Origin of the sequence: Rhodococcus sp. RS1C4 (assembly GCF_002258225.1) — a bacterium.
In the GTDB taxonomy this organism is placed as follows: domain Bacteria; phylum Actinomycetota; class Actinomycetes; order Mycobacteriales; family Mycobacteriaceae; genus Rhodococcoides; species Rhodococcoides fascians_E.
This window is the reverse complement of the sequence record NZ_NOXZ01000017.1, coordinates 1-17,718: the sequence shown is the minus strand read 5'-3', so window position 1 is coordinate 17,718 and position 17,718 is coordinate 1. Positions and strand designations below refer to the sequence as shown.

Annotated in this window: 14 protein-coding genes and 1 pseudogene; 10 read left to right on the top strand and 5 right to left on the bottom strand. The window is 64.2% G+C overall.

Annotation, left to right across the window (positions count from 1 at the left end; all coding sequences use genetic code 11):
• Nucleotides 1-77: 77 nt before the first annotated feature.
• From CH289_RS06775 to CH289_RS06750, 6 genes are all read left to right on the top strand, one after another.
• Nucleotides 78-1,118 carry a sugar-binding transcriptional regulator gene (locus CH289_RS06775; protein ID WP_080738078.1) on the top strand — a complete coding sequence of 347 codons (1,041 nt, stop codon included), beginning with the start codon at nucleotides 78-80 and terminating at the stop codon, nucleotides 1,116-1,118.
• On the top strand, nucleotides 1,115-2,467 hold the full coding sequence (locus CH289_RS06770) for an ABC transporter substrate-binding protein (RefSeq protein WP_441347093.1): 1,353 nt from the start codon (nucleotides 1,115-1,117) through the stop codon (nucleotides 2,465-2,467). Before CH289_RS06775 ends, CH289_RS06770 begins: the two co-directional genes overlap by 4 nt.
• Complete coding sequence (locus CH289_RS06765; RefSeq protein ID WP_019667813.1) at nucleotides 2,464-3,414, top strand: carbohydrate ABC transporter permease; 951 nt, start codon at nucleotides 2,464-2,466, stop codon at nucleotides 3,412-3,414. Before CH289_RS06770 ends, CH289_RS06765 begins: the two co-directional genes overlap by 4 nt.
• Entirely contained in the window at nucleotides 3,414-4,295 is an 882-nt protein-coding gene (locus tag CH289_RS06760) for a carbohydrate ABC transporter permease (protein WP_019667814.1), read from the top strand. Before CH289_RS06765 ends, CH289_RS06760 begins: the two co-directional genes overlap by 1 nt.
• Before the next feature lie 18 nt (nucleotides 4,296-4,313).
• Nucleotides 4,314-5,420 (top strand): ABC transporter ATP-binding protein, encoded by a 1,107-nt coding sequence (locus tag CH289_RS06755; RefSeq protein ID WP_019667815.1) that lies wholly within the window; start codon nucleotides 4,314-4,316, stop codon nucleotides 5,418-5,420.
• Between the two features lie 115 nt (nucleotides 5,421-5,535).
• The gene (locus CH289_RS06750) at nucleotides 5,536-7,218 is read left to right on the top strand and encodes an AMP-binding protein (RefSeq protein WP_170949252.1); all 1,683 of its coding nucleotides are present in this window, start codon (nucleotides 5,536-5,538) and stop codon (nucleotides 7,216-7,218) included.
• Between the two features lie 14 nt (nucleotides 7,219-7,232).
• Here CH289_RS06750 and CH289_RS06745 read toward each other — a convergent pair whose 3' ends face one another.
• Nucleotides 7,233-8,384, bottom strand: a complete 1,152-nt coding sequence (locus tag CH289_RS06745; RefSeq protein ID WP_094727712.1) for an LLM class flavin-dependent oxidoreductase — start codon at nucleotides 8,382-8,384, stop codon at nucleotides 7,233-7,235.
• Nucleotides 8,385-8,485: 101 nt separating this feature from the next.
• Between CH289_RS06745 and CH289_RS06740 the strand changes: the two genes are divergently transcribed.
• Nucleotides 8,486-9,802 (top strand): MFS transporter, encoded by a 1,317-nt coding sequence (locus tag CH289_RS06740; RefSeq protein ID WP_020112349.1) that lies wholly within the window; start codon nucleotides 8,486-8,488, stop codon nucleotides 9,800-9,802.
• 143 nt (nucleotides 9,803-9,945) lie between these two features.
• Here the strand turns inward: CH289_RS06740 and CH289_RS06735 are convergent, their stop codons facing one another.
• Both CH289_RS06735 and CH289_RS06730 read right to left on the bottom strand, forming a co-directional pair.
• The gene (locus CH289_RS06735; protein ID WP_037139877.1) at nucleotides 9,946-10,731 is read right to left on the bottom strand and encodes an alpha/beta fold hydrolase; all 786 of its coding nucleotides are present in this window, start codon (nucleotides 10,729-10,731) and stop codon (nucleotides 9,946-9,948) included.
• Between the two features lie 4 nt (nucleotides 10,732-10,735).
• Entirely contained in the window at nucleotides 10,736-11,629 is an 894-nt protein-coding gene (locus tag CH289_RS06730) for an imine reductase family protein (RefSeq protein ID WP_094727621.1), read from the bottom strand.
• Between the two features lie 78 nt (nucleotides 11,630-11,707).
• On the opposite strand from CH289_RS06730, the gene CH289_RS06725 reads away from it, so the two are divergent.
• Nucleotides 11,708-12,031, top strand: a complete 324-nt coding sequence (locus tag CH289_RS06725; protein WP_230594018.1) for a winged helix-turn-helix transcriptional regulator — start codon at nucleotides 11,708-11,710, stop codon at nucleotides 12,029-12,031.
• 1 nt (nucleotide 12,032) lies between these two features.
• Here the strand turns inward: CH289_RS06725 and CH289_RS06720 are convergent, their stop codons facing one another.
• Complete coding sequence (locus tag CH289_RS06720) at nucleotides 12,033-13,718, bottom strand: SulP family inorganic anion transporter (RefSeq protein ID WP_094727620.1); 1,686 nt, start codon at nucleotides 13,716-13,718, stop codon at nucleotides 12,033-12,035.
• A 9-nt stretch (nucleotides 13,719-13,727) separates the two neighbouring features.
• The gene (locus tag CH289_RS06715) at nucleotides 13,728-15,290 is read right to left on the bottom strand and encodes an ABC-F family ATP-binding cassette domain-containing protein (protein ID WP_094727619.1); all 1,563 of its coding nucleotides are present in this window, start codon (nucleotides 15,288-15,290) and stop codon (nucleotides 13,728-13,730) included.
• 245 nt (nucleotides 15,291-15,535) lie between these two features.
• Here CH289_RS06715 and CH289_RS06710 point away from each other — a divergent pair, with 245 nt between their 5' ends.
• Nucleotides 15,536-17,359, top strand: coding sequence for a penicillin-binding transpeptidase domain-containing protein (locus tag CH289_RS06710; protein ID WP_441347094.1), 1,824 nt, complete (start codon nucleotides 15,536-15,538; stop codon nucleotides 17,357-17,359).
• A gap of 184 nt (nucleotides 17,360-17,543) precedes the next feature.
• Nucleotides 17,544-17,718, top strand: a pseudogene (locus tag CH289_RS06705) (NTF2-like N-terminal transpeptidase domain-containing protein); the annotation flags it as partial.

Here is a 17,718-nt window from a genome sequence, read left to right as displayed (position 1 = left end):
AAACTCCTCTTGGGTTGGTGTTGTGTAGATCACACCTGAATGTTAGCTTAATGAGCAGAAGAACACACCCTGAGCATATGCTCACCGTCCGCAGGAGAGTTGTGACAATTTCGGTCCCCGAGGTTCCGGGACCGCAGCGTTCGTCGAAAACCACCGACGACCTGCGGCTCGCCCTCCGTGCGGCGTCGATGTATCACGTCGAGGGGGCGACGCAGGCGGAGATTGCCGCCAAGCTCGGGGTCTCCCGCCCCACCGCAGGACGGCTGGTCGCCAAAGCGCGAGCGCTCGGGCTGGTCACCATCGAGATCAACGTGCCCGATGAGTTGCAGGGCACCGTGCACGCCGATATCGAGCGCGATCTCGAGCGAACCTTCGGGCTGACGGAAGCTCTCGTCGTTCCCGACGTCATCGACGGCACCGACCGGGGGTACGGATCGCTGGGGCGTGCCGCGGCCGCGGTGCTGTCAAGGCGGTTGGCGTCGACCGACACACTCGGATTCACGTGGGGCCCGGAAACCGTGGCCGTCGCACACTCGCTGAAGTCGAGGGGCGCGAAATGCGCCCAGGTGGTCCAGCTCGACGGGTCGATGAGTTCGGCCGACTACCAGACCGGTGTGGAGTACACCCTGGGCCGCTGCGCGGAATATCTGCAGGCGCGGCCCGTCCGGCTCAACGCGCCGCTGTACGCCGATCCGGCGACAGTGACGGCGTTGCAGCAGGATTCGGTGATATCCCGCGCCCTACAAGCCGGGACCGAGGCCGAAGCGATGATGTACGGCCTCGGTCCCGTTTCCACGTCGACCACGCTGTTCGAGGGCAGCTTCATCGACTTGGAGATCATCGACGAGCTCCGCAGTCTCGGCGCCGTCGGTGAAATCGGTGGACGATTCTTCGATGCCGACGGGACCCCGACGGGCGGTTCGCTTCCGGACCGAACGGTGTCCGTCGGACTCGACGCCATTCGGTCGTGCGACCGGGCAATTCTGATCTCCGGTGGTGTGAAGAAACACCAGGCAATACTCGGTGCACTTCGCGGTGGCTTCGCCTCCGTACTCGTCACCGACATCGAAAGTGCGCGTTGGTTGATGGCGCATACAACGGAAGGTGTGTCCCAGTGAGGTTATTACCCAAGGTGGTCGTCGCGGCCTCGCTCGCGACGACCCTGACGCTGTCCGGCTGTGCCGGCGCAGGTTCGATCGGTGGTGACGGTGACGGCACGACGATCACCGTCGCCATCGTGTCGAACTCGCAGATGTCCGACGCCATCTCGTTGGCGCCCGAGTTCGAGGCCGAGAACCCGGGTATCAATCTGAAGTTCGTGTCTCTGTCGGAGAACGAGGCTCGTGCCAAGATCACCGCGTCCGTCGCCACCGGTGGCGGTGAGTTCGACGTCGTGATGATCAGCAACTTCGAGACCCCGCAGTGGGCCGAGAACGGCTGGCTCACCAACCTGTCCGAGTACGCCGACGCGACGCCTGGCTACGACGAGGACGACTTCATTCCGACGCTGAAGGAGTCACTGTCCTACGAGGGCAGCATGTACTCCGTCCCGTTCTACGGTGAGTCGTCGTTCCTGATGTACCGCAAGGATCTGATGGAAGCGGCAGGCATCACGATGCCGGAGGAGCCGACGTGGCAGGAAGTCGCCGACGCCGCCGCGAAACTCGACAGCCCTGACGTCTCGGGAATCTGCCTCCGCGGAAAGCCCGGCTGGGGAGAGGTTCTCGCCCCGCTGAACACCGTCATCAACTCGTTCGGTGGACGCTGGTACGACGAGGACTGGAACGCACAGCTCACCAGCCCGGAAACCGAAGCCGCCGTTCAGTTCTACGTCGACACCGTCCGCGAGCACGGCCAGCCCGGCGCCGCAACCAGCGGATTCAGCGAGTGCGGAACGCAGCTCTCGCAGGGCAACACCGCGATGTGGTACGACGCCACCTCCGCCGTGTCGGTGCTCGAGGATCCGACGTCCAGCAACGTCGTCGGCAAGATCGGATACGCCAAGGCCCCGAGCGAAGCCAAGGGCGACAATGGCTGGTTGTACTCCTGGGCGCTCGGAATCCCCACCACCTCGGAGAATCCCGACGACGCATGGAAGTTCGTGTCGTGGATGACCAGCAAGGAGTACCTGAACAAGGTCGGAAACGAGCTGGGGTGGGAGCGCGTTCCGCCCGGAAGCCGCCTGTCCACCTACGAGATTCCCGAGTACAAGGAAGCGTCTGCGGCGTACGGCCAGGTGACGTTGGACTCGATCAACGGTGCGGACCCCAACAATCCGACGGTCGACCCCGTCCCGTACACGGGCGTGCAGTTCCTGACCATTCCCGAGTTCCAGGACCTCGGAACTCGTGTCAGCCAGCAGATCAGTGCAGCAGTAGCAGGACGAATCAGCGTCCAGGACGCGCTCGAACAAGCGCAGCAGTACGCCGAAGTGGTCGGTAAGACGTACCAGGAGGGCCAGGGATGACCACCACCGAAACGCGATCGGCGGAAGCCGATTCCGAGAAGTTCGTACCGAGACCGAGAACCATCTCCAAGGCCGAGGGGTGGCGTCGACGAGGCCCGCTCCTGCCCGCGATGGTGTTCGCTATCGTCGTCACCCAGATCCCCTTCCTGTTCACGCTGTACTACTCGACTCAGTCGTGGAACCTCGTCCGACCTGGTTCGCGAGAGTTCAACTGGCTCAACAACTACGTCGACGTGTTCCGCGACAGTCAGTTTCGTGAAGTCGCACTGAACACGGTGATCATGATCGTCGGCACCGTCATCATCTCGGTGATCCTCGGTCTGTTCCTGGCGTTGCTGCTGGATCGAAAGTTCATCGGCCGCAGCCTGATCCGTACGCTCTTGATCACACCGTTCCTGATCACTCCGGTCGCCGGTGCGCTGATCTGGAAGACCACGATGTTCGATCCGGTCTTCGGCCTGATCAACTTCGTGCTCAGCCCGTTCGGCGTGGACCAGATCGACTGGGTCTCTCGCTACCCGCTGCCGGCCGTCATGGCCAACCTGATCTGGCAGTGGACGCCGTTCATGATGCTGCTGATTCTCGCCGGTCTGCAGTCGATGCCCAAGGACATCTCCGAGGCGGCGCGAGTCGACGGCGCAGGGCCCTTCAAGCTGTTCCGGGAGCTCACCCTCCCGCACCTGCGGCGGTTCATCGAACTCGGTGCCGTCCTCGGTGCGATCTACCTGGTCAACACCTTCGACGCGGTGTACATGATGACCTCGGGCGGCCCGGGTGTCGCCTCGGCGAACCTGCCGTTCTACATCTACCAGCGCGCCTTCCTCGGATTCGACATCGGGCAGGCCGCGGCCATGGGTGTGGTCACGGTGGTGGCCACCATCATCGTCAGCACCTTGGCGCTGAGACTGATCTTCAAGAGCTTCAGTGGAAACGAGGAGGCTGCGTGATGAGTACCGCTACCACGAACAAGAAAGCAGTACCGCAGACATCCGACGGTGTCGCCATCAAGCGCAAGAGCAAGTGGGGCCCGGGCACCATCTGGTCGTTCGTCGCCTGGGTCGCGGGCATCACGTTCTTCTTCCCCGTGCTGTGGATGGTGTTGACCGGTTTCAAGCAGGAGGCCGACGCCTACTCGGACCCACCGAAGCTGTTCTTCACCCCGACGCTGGATCAGTACCGCGGAGTGCTCGAGAGCGGTATCGGCACCACCCTGCTCAACTCGGCGTTCGCGACCGTGGTCTCGACGCTTCTCGTTCTGCTGCTGGGTGTTCCGGCCGCGTTCGCTCTGTCGCTGCGGCCGGTGAAGAAGACGAAGGACGTGCTGTTCTTCTTCATCTCCACCAAGATGCTCCCGGTGGTCGCGGCAATCGTTCCGTTGTACGTCATCGTCGGCGACATCGGCATGCTGGACAACATCTGGACACTCGTGATCCTCTACACCGCAATGAATCTCCCCATCGCGGTGTGGATGATGCGGTCGTTCTTCCTGGAAGTTCCGAGCGAGTTGCTCGAGGCCGCCAGCATGGACGGTGCATCGCTGTGGACCTCGGTGCGTGAGGTGATCCTGCCGCTCGTGTCTCCCGGTATCGCCGCGACGTCGCTCATCTGCGTCATCTTCTCGTGGAACGAGTTCTTCTTCGCCGTCAACCTCACCGCCGTTCAGGCACAGACCATTCCGGTCTACCTCGTCGGCTTCATCACCGGACAGGGCCTGTACTGGGCACAGCTGTCCGCCGCTGCGACCTTCGCAGCCCTCCCCGTCGTCCTTGCCGGATGGTTCGCGCAGAACAAGCTCGTGCGCGGTCTGTCCTTCGGCGCCATCAAATAGGTACAGGAGCTCACTGAAATGGCTGCAATCACGTACAAGAAGGCATCCTGCGTCTACGAAGGTGCCGACAAGCTCGCCGTCGATTCACTCGACCTCGACATCCAGGACGGTGAGTTCGTCGTCCTCGTCGGACCGTCCGGTTCCGGCAAGTCCACCGCTCTGCGCATGCTCGCCGGGCTCGAGGAGATCGACGGCGGTGCCATCGAGATCGGTGGCAAGAACATGGTGGGCGTGCCGTCCAAGGACCGCGACATCGCCATGGTCTTCCAGAACTACGCGCTCTACCCCAACAAGACCGTCGGGGAGAACATGGGCTTCGCGCTCAAGATGCGCGGCGTCCCGCTGGAGGAGCGCAAGGCGAAGGTCGCGGAGGCCGCCAAGATCCTCGACCTGACGGAGTACCTCGACCGCAAGCCGGGCAAGCTCTCCGGTGGTCAGCGTCAGCGAGTTGCCATGGGCCGCGCCATCGTTCGTGAGCCCCAGGTGTTCTGCATGGACGAGCCTCTGTCCAACCTCGACGCCAAACTGCGCGTGCAGACGCGTACGCAGATCGCGGCCCTGCAGCGTCGTCTCGGCACGACGACCGTGTACGTCACCCACGATCAGGTCGAGGCCATGACGATGGGTGACCGGGTTGCCGTGCTGCGCGGTGGCAAGCTGCAGCAGTTCGCGTCGCCCACCGACCTCTACGACAATCCGGTCAACGCCTTCGTCGCCGGCTTCATCGGCTCGCCCGCGATGAACCTCATGACGGTGCCCATCGGGTCCGGCGGAGTGCAGATCGGCAACTTCCTGTTGCCTCTCGAACGCGACGAACTGACCAAGCTCGCCTCGCTCGGACTGGACAACGTGACCGTCGGGCTTCGGCCCGAGCAGCTCGGGATCACGCGTGGAAGCGGGGAAGGTTTCGAGGGCAAGGTCGACCTCATCGAGGAGCTGGGCAGCGAATCGTACGTCTACGCCCACCTCGACGACCCCAAGGTCAAGGGACTCGACGGTGGACCGGTGTCCCTCGTCGCACGCTCGGCCGTTCGCGCTCCCGCGAAGATCGGCGAAAGCGTCGCCCTCACACGGCTGGACGGTGCAATTCACCTGTTCCACCCGGAATCGGGTGAGCGGATCTGAGCACCCCCGGAACCAAGCGGCTACCCCCGTACCCCTGTTCGGGGGTAGCGCGCTCACCACTCGACTCAATAGCGTGAAGAGTAAGTGAGATGTGCGCCACAGCTAGGGAGTGATCATGACGGACGGAACGGCCTACACCGCGTTCAAGCAGGCCCGCGACGTACTGCTGGATGCCTACGGCGATTACGACGCTGCGACGGAGAACTTCCAGTGGCCCGCCTTCGGTGAGAAGTTCAACTGGGCCATCGACTGGTTCGACGCGTACGCACGAGGCAACGACGGCACCGCCCTGTGGATCGTCGAGGAGGACGGGTCCGAGGGCAAGTACACGTTCGACGCCATGTCGCGGCGTTCCGACCAGGTGGCGCGGTGGCTGGAATCTCTGGGCATCGGCCGAGGCGACTCGGTGATCCTGATGCTCGGCAACCAGGTCGAGCTCTGGGAGTCGATGCTGGCCGTCATGAAGCTCGGCGCCGTTCTGATGCCGACGACCACGGCGATCGGCTCCGCGGACCTGACCGACCGCCTGCAGCGCGGGAAAGCCAAGGCCGTCATCGTCAACCCCGCCGACGCACCGAAGTTCGACGAGGTGCCGGGTGAGTATCTGAAGCTGTCGGTCGGTGCGCACGACGGTTGGACAGACTTCCGTTCGGCGTACGACGTCCAGGACGCGCAACCGTTCGAGACGGTGACAGCCCCCGACGATCGCCTTCTGCTGTACTTCACCTCGGGAACGACGAGTAAGCCGAAACTGGTCGAGCACACCCAGGTGTCCTACCCCGTCGGCCACCTCAGCACGATGTACTTTCTCGGTGTCAGGCCGGGCGACGTCCACCTCAACATCAGTTCACCCGGGTGGGCCAAACACGCGTGGAGCTGCTTCTTCGCACCGTGGATCGCCGAGGCGACGATCTTCGTCTACAACTACACCCGGTTCGACGCCAAGGCTCTGCTCGCGCAGATCCGTCGCGCCGAGGTGACGACGTTCTGCGCCCCGCCGACGGTGTGGCGCATGCTGATTCAGGCCGACATTTCCGGTGGCCGGGGTGCGCTGCGTGAGGCCATCGGTGCGGGCGAACCGTTGAACCCGGAAGTCATCTCGCACGTGCAGAAGCAGTGGGGCCTGAACATCCGTGACGGTTTCGGTCAGACGGAAACCACTGCGCTGGTGGCGAACACGCCGGGCGCGGAGCTGAAGTTCGGTTCGATGGGTCGACCGCTCCCCGGTGTGCCCGTCGTGATCATCGATCCGGTGACCGGTGAGCGCGCGGACGAGGGTGAAATCTGCCTGGACCTCGAGCAGCATCCGTTCAATCTCATGACCGGCTATCTGGACAACCCGGCTCGCAACGCCGAAGTCATGTCCGGCGGGTACTACCACACCGGCGATGTGGCATCCCGTGACGAACGCGGCTACATCACCTACGTCGGACGCACCGACGACGTGTTCAAGGCGTCGGACTACAAGGTCTCGCCCTTCGAGCTCGAAAGCGTGCTCATCGAGCACCCAGCCGTGGCCGAAGCGGCCGTCGTCCCTGCTCCCGACGAGACGCGCCTGGCCGTGCCGAAGGCCTACGTTGCCCTCGCCGCCGGCTGGGAACCGAACGAGGACACAGCAATCGAGATCCTGAAGTACGCCCGCGAACATCTGGCGCCGTACCTGCGGGTGCGTCGAATCGAGTTCTTCGAGCTTCCGAAGACCATCTCCGGCAAGATTCGACGCGTCGAGCTTCGAGCCCGCGAGAACTCCGGTGAAGTCCTGTCCGGGGAGTATCGAGACGACACCATCCGCATGTGATGCTCATAGGAGCATCACATGAAAGGTGTTCCGACCGAAACATTTCTCGAGTCACGGGCCCGTGTGAGACCGCGCTTCTCGAGGATCGGCCGCACGCCTTCACCGAAGTGGTAGGCCTCTTCGAGGTGCGGGTAACCGGAGAGAACGAAGTGATCGAGCCCGATCGACGCGTACTCGGCGATGCGATCGGCCACTTCCTCGTGTGAGCCCACCAAGGCTGTGCCCGCCCCTCCGCGGACCAGGCCGACTCCCGTCCACAGATTGGGCGCGATCTCCAGTGAGCGGGCGTCGGCGCCTGCCGTGTACGCGCTGCCGCCGCCGTGCAGTTCACGCATACGACGCTGGCCCTCGGACACCGAGCGGGACAGGCTTTCCTGCGCCGCTTCGATGGTCTTGGGATCGAGGCCGCCGAGCAGGCGGTCCGCCTCTGCCCACGCCTGCTCGGACGTGTCTCGTGAGATGACGTGCAGCCGGATGCCGTAATCGAGGGTGCGGCCCTGCACCTCCGCCAGGTCCCTGATCCACGCGATCTTCGATGCGACCGCCGCTACTGGTTCCCCCCACGTCAGGTAGGTGTCCGCGAACTGCGACGCCACCGTTCCCGCGGCCGGCGACGAACCACCGAAGAAGATCGGCGGCACCGGATCCGGATGACGCTGCAGCGCAGCTTCTTCCACCTTGATGTATTTGCCGTCGAAGGACACCGGCCCGTCGTTCGCCCAGAGGCGACGGGTGACGTCGAGGAATTCACCGCAGCGCTCGTAGCGCTGGTTCTTGTCCAGAAAATCGCCGAACCGTCGCTGCTCGTGGTCCTCGCCACCGGTGACGACGTTCAGCAGGAGACGTCCGCCGGACTGCCACTGGAACGTCGCGGCCATCTGAGCGGCCAACGTCGGACTGAGCAGACCTGGCCGTAGGGCGACAAGGAACTTGAGGGTTTCGGTGGTGTCGATCATCATCGCCGTCGTCAACCACGCGTCCTCGCACCACGCACCCGTTGGCGTCAGGACCGCCTCGAATCCGTTGCTCTCCGCTGCGGCGCCGATCTGGTTGAGATACTTCAGCGTCGCGGGTCGATCTCCGGACATCGACGATCCATGTCCGCCCGCCATCAGATTGCGGGAGTCGCCGTACGTGGGCAGGAACCAATGGAAGCGTAGAGACATGTTGTCCGATTCTGGCAACGTCCACAGACGGTGTCCAGGGTTGCAATCAGGCTGATTCGAATCCATGACCTGCTGTCGAAGCAGGCTTACTCTGGCTCCACATGACTGCATTCGCCGAGGCCGCACCGGCCGAATCGGACCCGGCCAGACGCAAACGACTCCGCACCGTCGTCGCGGCGAGCCTCCTCGGAACGACAGTCGAATGGTACGACTTCTTCCTCTACGCCACCGCCGCAAGCCTGGTGTTCAACCGACTCTTCTTTCCCGATCAGAGCTCGTTCGTCGGCACGATGCTGTCGTTCGCGACCTTCGCCGTCGGATTCGTCGTCAGACCCATCGGCGGCGTCGTGTTCGGGCACTTCGGCGACCGGATCGGCCGGAAGAAGACGCTCGCTCTGACGATGTTCATCATGGGCATCGCCACGGCACTGATGGGCGCGTTGCCGACGACCGAACAGATCGGCGTACTCGCACCGATCCTTCTGCTCCTTCTTCGGATACTCCAGGGCTTCGCACTCGGTGGCGAATGGGCCGGCGCCGTACTGCTCGCCGTCGAGCACAGTCCGGCGAAGAAGCGCGGCCTGTTCGGAAGCATCCCGCAGATCGGACTGGCACTCGGCTTGGCGCTCGGCACAGCGGTGTTCGCGCTTCTGCAAACAGTGTTCGACGACGCCGCCTTCCTCGCCTACGGATGGCGCATCGCGTTCCTGCTCAGCTTGGTGCTCGTGGCAGTCGGCCTCGTGGTACGCCTGAAAGTGGAAGAGACACCGGCGTTCCAGGAAGTCACCGACCTGAAGCAACGCTCGTCGGCACCGGTCCGTGAGGTGTTCGCGCGCAAGTCCATTCGAGGAACCGTGCTCGGTCTTCTCTCGCGGTGGGGTGAAGGCGCTGCCTTCAACACGTGGGGTGTCTTCGCCATCACCTACGCAACGACACAACTGGATTTCGAGAAGGTTCCGGTGCTGCTCGTCGTCACCGTCGCAGCCGTCGTCATGGCACTGCTGCTCCCGCTGTCCGGACTGCTCGTCGACCGATACGGCGCCAAGAGGATCTACGTCATCGGCATCGCACTCTACGGAGCGGCAGTGTTCCCGGTGTTCGCCCTCTTCGATACCGGAAGCCTGTGGCTGTTCGGCCTCGGCCTCGTCCTGGTCTTCGGATTCGTCCACGCCCTGTTCTACGGCGCACAAGGAACGCTGTACGCAAGCCTCTACCCGACGGAAATCCGCTACACCGGACTGTCCATCGTCTACCAGTTCTCCGGCATCTACGCCTCGGGCGTCACACCGTTGATCCTGACCGCCCTCATCGCAGCAGGCAGCGGATCACCCTGGCTGGCCTGCACGTTCCTCGTCGGAACCTCCGTCATCAGCGTCATCGCCACAGCCCTCGTCCGTAAGCGGGATCTGTACCTCTGACCGTGTCTTTTCCGGACCGAACGTGGCGTTCGGTCACTTCAAGTGACCGAACGGCACATTCGGTCCTGAAAAGCGGGAGCCTGAAAAGCGGGAGCCCGAAAGGCGGGAGCCCGAAAGCGGGTGTCCGAAAAGCGGGTACGACGCTAATGCTTCAGGAACGGTTCGACGACGGCGAGGACTTCGGCGCTTGCGGCGGGGGTGGTCGAGTGGTCGAATCCGCGGATGGTGTGCAGTTCGGAGTTCTTCACGAGTGCGGCTGCGGATGCGGTGTCGTCGAGTCGCGTGGTGTCCTGGGATCCGACGTAGAACAGTGACGGGATCTTCAGGCCGCGCAGGTCGGCGTCGGACAGTCCGGGTTCTGCGTCGGATGCCCGGAAGTAGGCCGCCATGGCGTCGGAGTCGTTGGCGGAGAACACAGCACGTGTAGCGGCGTCGACGGGGAACAGTCGGTGCTTGTTCCACTCCTCGATGAATCCGTCCATTCCTCGGTCGGCGAGGACGTCGGCGCAACCGGGGAAGAACAGCCGGTCGAAGGCGCCTTTCTGCGGTCCGTGAGAACCGCCGCCGGAGATCAGCTTGGTCACCCTCTCGGGTGCGCGCGCTGCCAGGGTCAGGCCGGCTCGGGCGCCGTAGGAGTAGCCCCAGTAATCGACGCTGGGAACGCCTACCGCGTCGAGGACTGCCACGAGGTCGCCGACGATGGAGTCCATCGTGTACGCCTCGATCTCGTGCGGCTTGTCGCTTCGCCCGTGGCCGCGCATGTCGACGAGGATCAACGTCCGGCTGGGTCGAAGTGCCTTGACGTATCCGAAGGTTCGCCAGATCGTGTGCGTCAGCAGGCTGCCGTGCACCAGCAGCAACGGTGGTCCTGATCCCACGACCTGGAAGGCGATGCGGGTTCCGTCGGCGGGGTTGGTAGCGAAGTCCACCGCATCATTGTCCTGTATCGGCCATACGTGGTCGGGAGCGGGATTCGCCCAGGAACTTCTCTGCCACCACATCCCAATCCGTGGCAGCGGGCCAATGGTCCAAAGCCCGTGCGGACGCTGCTCTGACGTGTTCCGCCAGACCGGGGTCGATTCCCGCTTGGTGACTCGATTCGACGATGTGCGTCAGGAACGACAAGCACATGTCCAGCCGGGCGTCGCCCTGGTCGTACCGACGGTGTCGAAGCGACGTCGTCGACGCGGGCAGGGAACCGCCGAGAGTGTCGACGATCCCCCGGGCATAGGGCAGAAACGCTGCAGGCTCGACACCGTGAGCTGCGGCCAATGCAGCTGCGTGCAAGTAGGCGTACATGCCGGAGAAGTAGATGTCGAGCATCGCGAGATCGAGCGCCGGTGGCGTCGAATGATCGTCCCCGACGATGTCGCTGCTTCCTCCCAGTGCGTCGAGGATCGGCTGTGCGGCGGTCAAGTCCTCCTCCGCGCCCGCGTAGAGCGCCGAGCAGTGCTCGGTTCCCACCATCGAAGTCGGCACCATCATCGCGCCGGTCACGTACCGGACTCCTCGGGCAGCGGCCAGCGCAGCCGAGTCGACGGTGTCGGTGGGAGTACCTGTCGAGAAGTTGATCAACACTCCGCTGGTGTTCGTTGCTGGAATGCGATCGATGACGGTTCGGCTGATCTCGTGGTTTCGCACGCACACGACGACGATGACGGCATTCTGCGTGCAGTCCTCCACCGTTGCCGACATCTCGACGTCGATTCCATCGATCGTCCTCGGGGTTCGGTTCCATGCGCGAAGGTGATGTCCCTTGCCCGCCGCTGCACGTGTGATTGCTTCACCCATCGCGCCGAGGCCCAGAATTGCTGTCGACTTGGTCATGATCGGAATGATTCCCGGGTGCAGCGCTGCCGTCGAGTACGCACAATGAAGTAAGTACAGCCGCGGGAGGGGTGCGTCGTGAACGATCCGAATCCATGTGGAGTGAACGTGGTCTTCGGCTTGATCGGGTCGAAGTGGAAGCCGACGATTCTGTGGCGGCTCGCGGAGGGCGATCGTCGTTTCGCGGAGCTGCGCACACAGATCGGTGGGATTTCCGAGAAGGTGCTTGCCGACCAATTGCGCGAGCTCGTTCGTGACGGTCTCGTGGTGCGCACCGCAGCCGACGGGTTTCCGTTGCGCGTCGACTACCGGCTCAGCACGGACGGGAGCGAGCTCAACTCACTTCTCGATCCCCTGTCGGAATGGGGTGATCGCCTGTTCGCGCGCAGATCGCGGGAGTAGTTCAGCGGCGATGGAAGGCATCGACGGCGGCTTCGACGGTGTAGTGGAATCTGGACCCGTCGAATCTGCTGCCCACGCCGAAACGGATGAGCCGATCCTTGATCGGGCCTTTCATCTCGGCGAAAGCAAGGCGAATTCCCTTGTCCTCCAGGAATTGATCGAGCTCGACGAGTTCGTCGACGGCTGTGGTGTCGAGCCCGGTGATGGGTTCGGCAGCCACGACCACCCATTCCACCGGGACCGGAGCATCTGCGACGGCAGTGCGAATGTACTGGTCGAAGATGTCGCCGTTGGCGAAGAAGAGCGGCGCGTCGAATCGGACGAGAAGCAGACCCGGGATCCGTTCACCGTCGGGATGCCGGTCGATGTCGTGGAAGCCAGGACGGTCCGACGTTCGGACCAGCTCGGTGCGGTACGGCTGCCAGGCGCGCGCGACGACGGCGAAGAACGACAGGGCGATCGCGACGAGTATTCCTTGCAGCACCCCGACGAGGGCGACGCCGAGGAAAGCGGCTGCCGCCAGCCCGAATTCGACCCGGCTCATGTGCCACATCCGTACGAGACCGGACACGTCGATCAACGACGTCGCGGCCACGATCACGACGGCACCGAGCGCCGCGTCGGGGAGGTAGGCGGTGACCCCGGGTGCGGCGAGGACGAACGCGAGGACCGCGAGGGCTCCCACGACGCCGGTCAGTTGAGTTCGAGCACCGTTCTGTTCGGCGACCGGTGTTCGAGATCCACTCGCCGAGATCGGGAATCCGCCGAACAAACCCCCGGCGACGTTGGCCACGCCGATGGCTTTCATCTCGGTGCTGCCGTTCACCTCTTCGCCGTGTCGGGCCGCGAAAGTGCGGGACAGAACGCCCGTGTCGGCGAACGCCAGCAGGGCTATCGCGGCGGCGGGCCCGATCAGCGACACGACGTCACCCCAGTCGACCCCTCCGAACGAGGGGAGAGGCAGTCCGCGGGGTAGCTCGCCGACCATCGACAATCGATCGGTGAGATCGAGAAGCGCGGCTGCGGCCATCGCGCCGACGACCGCAACGAGAACGCCGGGAATGCGCGGGATCCACCGTCGGAAAGCGGGAATGACGAGGAGACATCCGAGTCCGACAGCAGCGGTGACCGGGTCGATGTCGCCGCCCAGAACGGAACGGACGATCTCCGTGAACTGCCCCGTCACACCGTCTGCATCCACGGAGAACCCCAGGACCTTCGGCAGCTGGCCGACGATGACGATGAGCGCTATCGCGTTCAGATAACCGAGCCTGATGGGTTTCGACAGCAGCTGGGTGACGAACCCGAGCCGAAGATAGCCACCCGCGATCAAAATCACGCCGACGAGCACGCCGAGGATCCCCGCCAACGCCAGAGCGCTCGACGGGTCGTCGGTGACGGCCAACGGGATGACGGCGGCGGCGATGAGTGGCGCCAGCGACGAATCCGGCCCCAGGACCAGAATCTTCGACGGACCGACGACCGCGTACGCGAGCAGCGGAACGATCGTGGCGTACAACCCGGCGTACGCGGGCAACCCTGCTGCCTGCGCGTATCCCATTCCGGCTGGAATGAGAAGAGCTGTCAGTACCAGGCCTGCCGTGATGTCGCTGCGCAGCCACTCGCGGCGGTAACCGCGGGCAGTGACTACTCCGGGCAGTCGGCCGACGATTCCCGCTACGGTCATCGCTCGAACCTACAGTGACTCCGGCAAATCGGTCTCCTCGTCTGGGCCCAACTCCACCCATCTCGTCGGCTGGAGGTCTCGTAGGAACGGCAGATCATGGCTGACGACGACGAGTGCGCCCCGGTAGCTCGCCAGCGCCTCGGTCAGATGCTTCTTGCTGGCGAGGTCCAGATTGTTCGTCGGTTCGTCGAGCATGAGCAGTTTCGGTGCAGGGTCGGCAAGCAGGATTCGGGCGATCGCCGCCCGCAGGCGCTCCCCGCCCGACAACGTCGACACCACGGCGTCCGCGTCGCTGCCGCGGAACAGGAATCTCGCGAGTTGGGCGCGGATCTGCTCGTTGGTGGCGTGAACGGCCACATCGGCGACATTCTCTGCCACCGTTCGTGATTCGTCGAACACATCGAGGCGCTGCGGCAGGTACCGCCACGGTACCGATGGTCCCGCCTTGTCGATCGCACGCAGCAGGGTGGTCTTCCCGCTGCCGTTCGGCCCGATCAACGCGATCCGCTCCGGACCGACGATGGCGAGTTCGTCGACCGCCGTGATCTGCTGTCCGGCAAACACTTCCGTGTCGGGAAGGTCGACGCGAATCTCCTTGTCGTCACGGAGCCGTTCCTCGGCAGCGGCAAGTACCTCCTGAGCGTCGTCGACCTTCTCGATGTGGTTGTTGCGTAACTTGCCCGCCGAAACCTGAGCTGCCCGTTTACGCGCGCCCATGACGATCTTGGGCTCGCGCTTCTGCTCGTACATCTTCTTGCCGTACCGCGCCCGTCGATCGATCTTCGTTCTGGCCTCGACCAATTCGCGTTCCTGTTTGCGAACGTCGTTCTTGGCATCGTGCAGTGCGGCCCGAGCAGCCTCCTGCTCGGCATCGATCACCGATCGATAGTGCGAGTAGTTGCCGCCGAACATCCGCAGCCGAGTCGGCCCGGATCGGTCGGCCCTCAGCTCGGCCGTGGAGTCCATGAGATCGAGGAGTTCGACGTCGTGACTCGTCACCACCAGGACGCCGTCGAACGACTGAACAGCCTGGTAGAGCCGGGCGCGAGCGTGCAGATCCAAGTTGTTCGTCGGCTCGTCGAGCAGCAGTACGTCCGGCTCCGCCAGCAACTGTGCGGTCAGAGCCAACAGCATCGATTCCCCGCCCGACAGGGTTCCGATGACACGGTCCAGATCGGTTCGGACAGAAACGATGTGGCCAAGACCGAGTTGCCCGAGCAGTGCGACGGCCTGGTCCTCGGCGTCCCAGCGGTTGCCGACCACACCGAAGTCGTTCTCGGATCCGTCACCGGATTCGATGCGATGCAACGCTTCTCGGAGAGCACGAAGGCCGAGAATGTCGTCGACCCGGCGATCGGTGTGCAGGGCGATGTCCTGTGGAAGGTAGCCGACGACTCCGTCGACGGTGGCCGAACCGCGGGTCGGTGTGTACTGGCCTGTGACGATCTTCAGCAGGGTGGACTTACCGGCCCCGTTCGATCCGACGAGTCCTGTTCTGCCGGAGGAGAACACAGCGTCGAGTCCGTCGAAAACGGGATCGCCGCTCGGCCACGCGAAGGTGAGATCGGACATGCGCAAGGAAGGGGATGTAGACATGATTGCTCCAGAGGTGTGCGTGCAGGGATGCAGGCGAGAAAACCTCTAGAAGAGCAACGGCCTCTCCGATTCTGTTGGCAGCAAGGCGAGAACCACGATAGACCCGCTTCGGGTCCCCCGCAACCCATTTACGTGAGTGGAAATGCAGGCCCTGGGACAGGCGCGGAGCCTGCGGAGCGACCAGAAATCACCTGTCATTTCCACTCACGTAGGAATCAGGCATGATCGGACGGGTGCGCACATCCATGAAGACGGTTCCCGCTCTGTGTGCTGTGGTGGCACTGGTTCTTGCCGGCTGCGGGGACGACGGTCCACCGGAACCCATGACCACCGCGCAAGCATTCGTAGACGCGATCAACAGCGGGTCGGCCGACGCGGCGGCCGCGCTCACCACCGACCCTGCCGCCGCGACAGCGTCGCTGAACGGCCTGTACGACGGTTTGAGCGGGGGCGGCACCGTGACGGCGACTCCCGATTTCGAGGTCGCCTCGGCATCCGAGGAGGGCGGCGCGGTGACCCTCGACGCCACCTGGCGGTTCTCGACGACCAACGACGGCACCGAGGAACCCGACGGCGAACCGAAGCAGTGGCAGTACGACACCTCCGCCACGGCAACCGAAACCGACCAGGGCTGGCGCATTCAATGGGACCCGGCCGTACTGGCACCGGGACTGTCCGCCGACACCACCGTCAGATACACCCCGACCGACGCGCTCGTCGCTCCCCGAGTGTTCGACCGAAGCGGCACCGAGTTGATGTCGCAGCAGACGGTCACCCTGGTGAACGTCGATTCCACCGCCGACCCGGCGGCCGTCGCGTCGTACATCACGCCGATCGTGCCGACCATCACGGCGGAGTCGATTGCCGCCGATCAGGCTGCTTCTCAGGGGAATTCCACAACGGTGGTGTCGCTCCGGCAGTCGGACATCGATCCGATCGCCGCACCCCTGTCCGCGACGCCGGGCGTCACGCTTGCCCCGCAGCTTCGACTGCTCACCACCGACCGAGCGTTGACGTCGCCCGCGCTGACCGGGGTGTCCGAGCTGTGGCAGTCCCAGGTCGACGACAACAAGGGCTGGTCCGTTCAGTCGGTGAACGCCGACGGTACGGTGACGCAGCTCGCCGGGCTCGACGCCACCCCCGCGCCGGACATCGCGACGACGCTCGACACCGGCCTGCAGCTGAAAGCAGAGAACGCGCTTGCGTCGATCCCGCAGCAAGCGGCGATCGTCGCACTGCAACCGTCCACCGGCAACGTTCTGGCGGTCGCGCAGAACTCGGCCGCCGATGCGCAGGGGCCGATCGCGCTGACCGGTCTCTACCCGCCCGGGTCGACGTTCAAGACGGTCACCACGTCCGCCGCCCTCGAAGCCGGAACAGCGACCCCCGACACGATCCTGCCGTGCCCCGGCACCGAGAACATCGAGGGCAGGCAGATACCCAACGACGACAACTTCGATCTGGGCGACGTGCCACTGCACACGGCATTCGCTCGCTCGTGCAACACGACGATGGGACGACTCGGCGTCGGCCTGCCCGCCGACGGACTCCAGCAGACGGCACTGCAGTACGGCCTCGGCGTCGACTACGTGACTCCTGGGCTGACCTCCGTCACCGGCAGCGTCCCTCTCGCGGACACCCCGGCTGCACGCGTCGAGTCGGCCATCGGTCAGGGAGCCGTCACGGCAACACCGTTCGGGATGGCGCTGGTGGCGTCGTCGATCGCCGGTGGATCCCTGAAGCCCCCGACCCTGGTCCAGGGTCAACCCGGTGTCGCCGACAAGACGGTGGCGCCTGTCGATGCCACCGTCGCCGACCAGGTCAAGACGATGATGCGAGAAACAGTCACCGCCGGAACGGCCACTCAGCTGCAGGACATCCCCGGCCTGCTCGGCAAGACCGGCACCGCCGAATTCGGTCCCAGCAACGAAGGCGCACACGGCTGGTTCGTCGGCATTCAGGACGACCTCGCCTTCGCAGTCTTCGTGTACGACGCCCAGAGCTCCGCACCCGCCGTCGACGCTGCAGGTCGATTCCTGCGCTGAGCGTCGGGCGGTGCATTGACCGAAGAGGGAGCCGGCGACGCCGAATCGTGACCGGAGCGAGTGAATACCGTGCTTGTTACTCGTGTGACTCTAGTGAATATTGTGACTCATGAGTTCTGTGGGGATGCCGGTTGTGCGCCGGATACGCGGCCGCTACGTGGTTGCTGTGGGGGCAAGTCTTGCTGTGACGTCGACTGTTGCGTTCTGGGCGCTGGACAGTCCGCCCAGTGAGGGCGAGCGCGTCGTGGACCAGTTCGTGGCGGCGCTGAACGACCGTGATGTCCAGGCTGCGGCGGCGTTGACCACGTATCCGAACGCTGCGGCTGCGAGTCTCCAACAGATGTTCGACGGTTTGGGGG

What these genes read in the sequence shown, in the direction of transcription:
- CH289_RS06715 (WP_094727619.1), bottom strand. Translation starts at nt 15,290, where the DNA reads ATGTCCGATCTCACCTTCGCGTGGCCGAGCGGCGATCCCGTTTTCGAC.
- CH289_RS06740 (WP_020112349.1), top strand. Translation starts at nt 8,486, where the DNA reads ATGACTGCATTCGCCGAGGCCGCACCGGCCGAATCGGACCCGGCCAGA.
- CH289_RS06720 (WP_094727620.1), bottom strand. Translation starts at nt 13,718, where the DNA reads ATGACCGTAGCGGGAATCGTCGGCCGACTGCCCGGAGTAGTCACTGCC.
- CH289_RS06745 (WP_094727712.1), bottom strand. Translation starts at nt 8,384, where the DNA reads ATGTCTCTACGCTTCCATTGGTTCCTGCCCACGTACGGCGACTCCCGC.
- CH289_RS06750 (WP_170949252.1), top strand. Translation starts at nt 5,536, where the DNA reads ATGACGGACGGAACGGCCTACACCGCGTTCAAGCAGGCCCGCGACGTA.
- CH289_RS06755 (WP_019667815.1), top strand. Translation starts at nt 4,314, where the DNA reads ATGGCTGCAATCACGTACAAGAAGGCATCCTGCGTCTACGAAGGTGCC.
- CH289_RS06710 (WP_441347094.1), top strand. Translation starts at nt 15,536, where the DNA reads ATGATCGGACGGGTGCGCACATCCATGAAGACGGTTCCCGCTCTGTGT.
- CH289_RS06730 (WP_094727621.1), bottom strand. Translation starts at nt 11,629, where the DNA reads ATGACCAAGTCGACAGCAATTCTGGGCCTCGGCGCGATGGGTGAAGCA.
- CH289_RS06775 (WP_080738078.1), top strand. Translation starts at nt 78, where the DNA reads ATGCTCACCGTCCGCAGGAGAGTTGTGACAATTTCGGTCCCCGAGGTT.
- CH289_RS06760 (WP_019667814.1), top strand. Translation starts at nt 3,414, where the DNA reads ATGAGTACCGCTACCACGAACAAGAAAGCAGTACCGCAGACATCCGAC.
- CH289_RS06765 (WP_019667813.1), top strand. Translation starts at nt 2,464, where the DNA reads ATGACCACCACCGAAACGCGATCGGCGGAAGCCGATTCCGAGAAGTTC.